The sequence below is a fragment of the Oleiphilus sp. HI0067 genome (assembly GCF_001635735.1).
Genome location: NZ_LWFI01001487.1, coordinates 37201 through 44684, shown reverse-complemented (window position 1 = coordinate 44684; position 7484 = coordinate 37201). Strand labels below are relative to the sequence as shown.

Here is a 7484-nt window from a genome sequence, read left to right as displayed (position 1 = left end):
TCCACGGGGTGCTTGGTATGGCTGAATGAATTCGACCGTCCAACTAAGAGAACTCGCCATGCATAGCTTTTTCATCATAGGCAGGGTTGTTGGGGGCCACGCATCAATCAAACCTAATAAATGCGCTTCACTCACGGATTCTGGCTCTTCAGAAAAACGAACATAGCCTTCGAGAGAGGTTTCATCTGAGCCCGCGAATGGAAATTTAGTCAAATACCTAAAATCAAAGTGCTTTGTAAATTCGGGAATCATGTCTTTGATATACGAAAGCTTCTGTGTCTGATCAACACCCCCTGTCAACACTAAAGGCTCTGCGGCGACATGAATTGCAGACTCTCTTGAGGCACCAAAGCTCCCTTGAATAAGGACCTTCACCTGACCATCCTGCACGCCTTTTCCAACGACATGCGACACGCTCTTACCTTCACGCAGAACTTCGGCAGAAACCTCTAGCGGACTGCTATCAACTGGTCCAACAAATGAAATTTGCAAACACCTCACCGGCACAGGTTGTGACAATTGCTTGCGCATTGATTCAAAGACCAATGCCGCAACGATTCCGCCGAACCCAGCTCTTCCTTGCATCCAATCTGGAATCAACTCTACAACGCTAGGTTCTTTATTTATCTGCGCCAAATACTTATCAAAATTCACCGACATACCTCTTATGGTTTCTTGACAGAGAAACGCATCTTAAACACTTATACCTAGGGCGCAAATATACGCACTGAAAAAGCCCGTTTCATAAATGGACTAAGTCAGAAAGTGGCACATATTTAGTGAACGACAATAACGCCGGCATGCAGAATTTATGTACGACTACCACTTAGTAACTAAAATCGTGGATATAGGAGAAACACTCCATAGCGCCGGTTGCCCGCCCTACAAGCTTGAAAAGTATGTTGAGCACTACGCGAGGAATAGGGGCATTGCAGTTACCATAATGGCATATGCGAACTTCATTAATTTTCAATTTCATGATGAAACGAATAGCGTCATCATGAAACGTCTAAAAACTCCGACTCTCGAGTTCACGCTCGTTGCACAAACAATAAACCGGATTGTGCGCGATGATGAATCCATTCTAATTGACAGCAAACCGCCCGGCAGATTTATGGAGTTTTTGTCATGCGTACTTGTACCACCTGCCTACCTGTTACTCGTTGGTAGCTCTTTAGAAGCACTAGCATTCAGCCCTCTTTTTGGCATAGTTGTATGGCTGTGCATGCAAGAGCTAACAGGCAGGCGCGCCGTCGCCATTGAGTTTTTCTCAACATTTTTCGTCGCAATCATCGCCGAGTATCTTAACTCTATTGGCTTTCATATCTCGGTCTGGACGATGGGTATCGCGGCTGTTCTGCTGTTTGTACCAGGCCTCTCGATATCCAACGCTTTAGAATGCTTCGCTTTCAACGATCTTGTATCGGGGATGAGCTTTTTAGGGCAAGCCATCTTGTCCGTCATTAAACTCCTCTTCGGCATATTTATCGGCATTAGTTTTGGCGATGCTCTGCTTAATACGAGTGCGGTGCCCTACACCAACGAATTACCTTTTTATAGCTCCGCCATCGGCGCAGTATTACTGGCAACAAGCATAGGTATTCTCTTTAACATTCGACCTAAAGATATTTGGCGAGGTGTTCCAGCAATCGCCCTAGGCACGTGGGGTCCCACTCTATTCAGCTTCGATCATGGCTGGGTCGCAGCAACATGGATCACTGCCACATTGATCACCTTGTATTCGACATAGGTGGCGAAGAACTTAAAACTCATTGGAAATATATACATGGTCCAGGGCATCATTTTGATGGTACCTGGCAGCCGTATATTAGTGAGCGCTGGGTAAAACTTTTATGAGGCGACAGTACTGCCGATATCAAGTGTTGGTGAGTCGGCAGCCCTCATATTTTCAGCAATTGTGGTGGGCCAAATTACTGCTCATGCAATTTATGCGCAAAAGATTGAACGGTAGACAATTGCTTAAACTAAGAACCCAGCTGACGACGATAAGGTGGCAAAGCATCAAGCAACAAGCTGCCGTAACGCTTGGTGATTAATCGTTGATCGAGAATCGTAATTTGCCCTGAATCTTGCTCTGTTCTGATCAAACGGCCACATGCCTGAATCAGTCGCAAACTTGCTTCAGGAACAGAGATCTCCATAAAGGGATTACGCCCCTGACTTTCAATCCACTCAGCAATCGCTTGCTCTAAAGGATCATTCGGCACAGCAAACGGCACTTTGGCAATAACAACATGCGTCAGATACTTACCTGGCAAATCGATGCCCTCGGCAAGTGACGCCAGACCAAACAAAATACTGCGCTTACCCTGATCTATTTTTTTCTTATGCAGCTGAATCAATTCCTGCTTACCCATATCGTCTTGGGTCAACATATCTTCACGCAAGTCACGATCGACTCCGTAAAACACGTCATTCATCTGCTTGCGCGAACTGAACAACACAAGCACTGCTTTATGATCTTCGATCCAATCTTCAAGATCATCGATCAACTCTTGCGTATGCGCCTGTGCTTGATTCGGCAATGAACGCATCGGCGGTACTCTTAATAGACCCGCTTGCTGAAAATCAAATGGACTTGGTACGCGATGATACACCGAGCCTTGAGGAAGCCCTGCCTTGTGTCGTAAATGATCAAACTTTCCGAGTGCAGTGAGTGTTGCAGAAGTCAACACGGCGCCGTAAGCACGCTTCCAAAGCGCAACATTTAATAAGCCTCCTGCACTCAGTGGGCTGCCAAACAAATAGATGTCTGAACCATTTTCATAGTCACGCAAGGTCGCCCATCGCGCATCTGGCTGATCATCGGGCTTAGAATCTTTTGAATAGAACTGCCACAAAGCATAGTGCCCATCGGCACGGTTAAAGTGCGAACCGATCACTGGGTACCATTGCTCTGCCTCTTCTTTATTCAAACCACAGTCAGATTTCTCGTCCACACTACGATTTAGTTCAGCACGAATCTCATCGAGATAACGACATAGCGATGCAAAATCTAGTTTGATGTTATAGGCCTGTTCTTTCACCTCATTGGGCAATATTCCATCTGTAAACCGATATCGACTTTCTGATGCGCCCTCTTCCTGATCCCAATCTAAACCTTCCGCCAAGTTCATATAAAAGGCATCAATCTTTTGCTGCAGAGCAATGCTCAAGGGAGAAATCTGTTCGATATTAGAGGCAACAAAATGACCGGCTTGAATGGCCGGCAGCATCTCTGCCAAAGATTTACTCAAACTCTTCAACCAAGACTGCGATGCTTTTAAACCACTTGTCACCATAAAGTGCCCAAGCGCTTTATCGGGTAGATGGTGCGCCTCATCAAACACATAAATACTTTGCTCAGGCGCTGGCAATATAACACCGCCGCCTAAGGCTAAATCTGATAGCAATAAATCATGATTAGCGATGAGAACATCCGCTTCGTCCCAACGATTTCGCGCTTCGTAGTAAGGGCAACTACTAAAATAGCTGCAACGTCTGTTAGAGCATTGCTGATTATCTGCGGTCAGCATCGACCAAGCACGCGAGTCGATCTGCTCTTCAAGCGTGTCTCGATCACCGTCCCATGCACCTGAGGCATAACGGCTAAAAAATCCCTGTAACTGCTCTTCTGATAATTCCTCGTCATTGCCCTGATCAAGCAAGAAAAGCGGGATAGTGGCATCGTTTGGATCGGCCGAGAACGACTCAATGCGTTGCTCTAGTTTGCTCAAGCACACATAGCGACCTCTACCCTTTGCTAAAGCATACGAAAAATCGATCCCAGAGTGTTTGGCGAGTTCAGGCAAATCTTTACTCAAAATTTGATCTTGAAGCGCTGTCGTTGCCGTAGATACAACGAGTTTTTTACCGAGTTCAATCGCGATAGGCAGAGTTGCCATGCAATAGCCAAGTGTTTTTCCAGTACCGGTGCCAGCTTCAACGACGCAAGTGGTCGGCGCGCTATTTCTTAAGCCTTCGGCATTACTTTTAATTGAGCCCAAATACTTAGCGATTTCAGCGATCATCAATCGCTGGCCATAGCGCGGACGAAAACCATCTCGGCCGGTGAACTTGCTATAACTGGATTGAATTAAGGCTTTTTGTTCTTGGCTTAACATACAACGGGGTCTTCAACGGTGCCTGTAGAGAAAAAAGAAAACTTGAATAACTCGGACACAAGTATAGAAATGCTGAGGCAGCAGCCCCTATAATCATGGCGCAGCGCAGTTTATCAGAGTTTGAATGCTCGCTGTATCAAGCGACAGACAAAACGAATAATAAATTACGTCGTACAAAAACAAGCATAAAAACGAAAGCAGTATGGAGCAACGCATGCATTTTGAACTAAGTCCCGATCAAACCGCATTCCAAGACACCGCACGTAAATTCGCTGAAAATCATCTTGCTCCCAATGCAAAACAGTGGGACGAAGAAGCCATTTTTCCGAAGGATGCTTTTATCGAAGCCGGCAAGCTTGGCTTCATGGCAATGTATGTGCCTGAGGAACATTTTGGTATTGGTCTGAGTCGCTTAGATGCCTGTTTAATTATGGAGCAGCTTGCGACTGGCTGTACCACAACGGCTGCTTTTATCAGCATTCATAATATGGCCTTTAAAATGCTCAGCACCTACGGCCAAGAGAGCTTAATAAATGACTGGGCTGAACCCTTAGCGAGCGGTGAGAAACTCGCAAGTTATTGTCTTACTGAGCCTGGTGCAGGTTCTGATGCAGCATCACTCACTACAAGCGCAGTCAAAGATGGCGATGACTACATCATATCGGGCAGTAAGGTATTTATCTCTGGCGCGGGGTCTACCGACTTACTGATCACCATGGTTCGTACCGGCGAGCAAGGTGCATCAGGCGTGAGTTGTATTGCGATTCCTGCCGATAGCGAAGGCATTAGCTACGGAAAAAAAGAAGACAAACTAGGCTGGAATGCGCAGCCAACGCGTCAAATAAATTTTGATCAAGTACGTGTTCCACAATCTCATCGCCTAGCAGAAGAAGGCCAAGGTTTTAAGTTGGCGATGGAAGGCTTGGACGGCGGGAGAATTAATATTGCCGCATGCTCAACCGGCACAGCAATCTCAGCACTAAGCGCCGCCACCAACTATGCAAAAGAGAGAGAACAGTTCGGTCAATCGCTCGCACAATTCCAAAGTACTCAAAACAAGCTAGCTGACATGCTGACGGATCTGACCGCAGCCAAGCAAATGATTCGCCTTGCAGCCTACAAACTAGATCAAAAAGACTCTGAACGAACCACATACTGTGCGATGGCTAAACGCTTCGCAACGGATGTCTGCTTTACACTATGTGATGAAGCCCTGCAAATTCATGGCGGTTACGGCTACATCAAAGAGTACCCCTTAGAACGTCACTTTAGAGATTGCCGCGTGCATAGAATTCTCGAAGGCACGAATGAAATCATGCGCGTCATTATTGCCCGCAAACTACTCAACGATCCAAACCTAGCCCTGATTCAGATGTAAGCTCGAGCATGAACCTAGGCATAAGTGTTTTATAATAAATCAAGTTAGGAGTGAACATGAGCATCAACAGCCCCACACCTCTTATTGCAACAGAGCAACAAGGCTCTGTTTTAGTCATCACAATCAACAACCCACCTGCAAATACCTGGACTATTGAAAGCTTAAACGGTCTGAAATCAGTCGTAGAACAAGCTGAAGAGTCTGGCGAAATCGTCGCCATTGTTGTGTATGGTCAAGGTGAAAAATTCTTCTCTGCAGGTGCAGATTTGAAGCAATTTTCCGGTGGCGACAAAGCTTATTCAAAAGAAGTGGCCGAAGCATTCGGTGAAGCCTTTGAGGCTCTCGCTTCGTTTAGCGGGGTGACTATCGCGGCGATTAATGGCTATGCGATGGGTGGCGGGCTCGAGTGCGCCCTAGCTTGCGACATTCGTATCGCAGAAGAACACGCACAGCTTGCACTCCCAGAGGCGAAAGTAGGACTACTCCCTTGTGCAGGCGGCACACAACGTTTGTCGTGGTTAGTTGGCGAAGCGTGGGCAAGTCGCATTATTCTTTTGGGTGAACGCATCGATGCAGAGCGCGCGTTAACAATTGGCCTAACCCAAGAAACCACTGCCAAAGGTGCGGCAACAGCGCGCGCAATAGAACTAGCGAAACAAACCGCAGAGCAAAGCCCCGATGCCATTCGCGCCTGTAAACGTTTAATGACTGCTCCTCGCGAAAAGGCGATTGCTCAAGGGCTAATTGATGAACGCAGCGAATTCATTGATCTAATTGGCGAAGCGAATCAGCTCGAAGGTACCAATGCCTTCCTAGAAAAACGTAGCCCATCGTGGTCGTAACTAAATATCATTTGAATACATAATAATAAGGGTTTTGGAATGTCATCTCCGCTAGTCATTGTTGAAGAAATTGAAGCCAAAAAAGGACGTATTGGCCGTCTTATTCTGAATCAAGAAAAAGCACTCAACAGCTTAAATCTTGAAATGATTCGCCTCTTGCGTGAGCAGCTTGATACATGGCGTGAAGACAAAACAATTGCCTGTATCATTCTGTCAGGCAGCGGAGAAAAAGCATTCTGTGCCGGCGGAGATGTGCAGGCTCTGTATGAATCTTCCCTTAACCCTAAAGATGGCGTGTGCGAATACGCTGAAACCTTCTTCTTAGAAGAGTACCAACTCAATTATTTAATCCACACCTATGAAAAACCAATCATCTGTTTAGGCAAAGGCATTGTCATGGGCGGTGGACTTGGGTTGATGGCTGGAGCCAGTCATCGTGTGATCACGGAAACTTCTCGCATCGCAATGCCCGAAATTACCATTGGTTTGTTTCCTGACGTAGGTGGTACTTATTTCTTGAGTCGAATGCCACGTGGTTTGGGAATATTCTTTGCGCTAACAGGAGCAAGTATTAATGCAACGGACGCGCTGACACTTGGCATCGCAGATCATTTCATTGCAAACGAAAAACTCGAAAGCTTACAAAGCGCTTTGGCTGCTGCATCATGGAAAACCAAAGATAACCATGCGCTTGTTAGCCAAATCATCGACGAACTTGGCTGCGAAAACTCAGTTGATTCGAACTTATCGCACCATGAGAGTTTACTCGAGGGCATATGCCAAACAGGAGGGCTTGGCGATATTGTTCATGACCTAAATAGCATCAAAGACGCAAGCCCTTGGTTGAGCAAAGCGATTGCCACGATGAATGCAGGCTCACCACAATCTATGTTAGTGATCTTCGAGCAACTCAGACGTTTCCGATACGCAAGTTTGAAAGAAGTATTCAGCTCTGAGTTAATACTTGCAACCAACCTTGTGCGCCACCCAGAGTTTGCTGAAGGCGTTAGAGCGCTTTTGATCGATAAAGACAAAAAGCCAGTATGGCAACACGCACACTTTAGTGCTGTAAGTGCCTCGGAAATGGAAGCCCTGTATACTCCCCCTTGGTCTTCCAACCCTATTACCGACTTACTTTAA

The 7484-nt window shown here is 46.3% G+C and carries 6 protein-coding genes; 4 read left to right on the top strand and 2 right to left on the bottom strand.

The window, feature by feature from the left end:
- Window positions 1-660, bottom strand: a 660-nt coding sequence (locus tag A3739_RS24370; RefSeq protein ID WP_068503124.1) for a thioesterase family protein, incomplete at its 3' end; no start/stop codon positions are given.
- A 151-nt stretch (window positions 661-811) separates the two neighbouring features.
- Between A3739_RS24370 and A3739_RS24365 the strand changes: the two genes are divergently transcribed.
- Window positions 812-1750 carry a threonine/serine exporter family protein gene (locus A3739_RS24365; RefSeq protein ID WP_197472541.1) on the top strand — a complete coding sequence of 313 codons (939 nt, stop codon included), beginning with the start codon at window positions 812-814 and terminating at the stop codon, window positions 1748-1750.
- Between the two features lie 235 nt (window positions 1751-1985).
- Here the strand turns inward: A3739_RS24365 and dinG are convergent, their stop codons facing one another.
- Window positions 1986-4124 (bottom strand): ATP-dependent DNA helicase DinG, encoded by a 2139-nt coding sequence (dinG, locus tag A3739_RS24360; protein WP_068481332.1) that lies wholly within the window; start codon window positions 4122-4124, stop codon window positions 1986-1988.
- Window positions 4125-4338: 214 nt separating this feature from the next.
- Between dinG and A3739_RS24355 the strand changes: the two genes are divergently transcribed.
- Genes A3739_RS24355 through A3739_RS24345 form a run of 3 tightly spaced genes read left to right on the top strand, consistent with a single transcriptional unit; the run spans window position 4339 to window position 7484 of the window.
- Window positions 4339-5502, top strand: coding sequence for an acyl-CoA dehydrogenase family protein (locus A3739_RS24355; RefSeq protein ID WP_068481347.1), 1164 nt, complete (start codon window positions 4339-4341; stop codon window positions 5500-5502).
- 56 nt (window positions 5503-5558) lie between these two features.
- On the top strand, window positions 5559-6344 hold the full coding sequence (locus tag A3739_RS24350) for an enoyl-CoA hydratase (protein WP_068473156.1): 786 nt from the start codon (window positions 5559-5561) through the stop codon (window positions 6342-6344).
- A 39-nt stretch (window positions 6345-6383) separates the two neighbouring features.
- Window positions 6384-7484, top strand: coding sequence for an enoyl-CoA hydratase/isomerase family protein (locus A3739_RS24345; RefSeq protein ID WP_068481335.1), 1101 nt, complete (start codon window positions 6384-6386; stop codon window positions 7482-7484).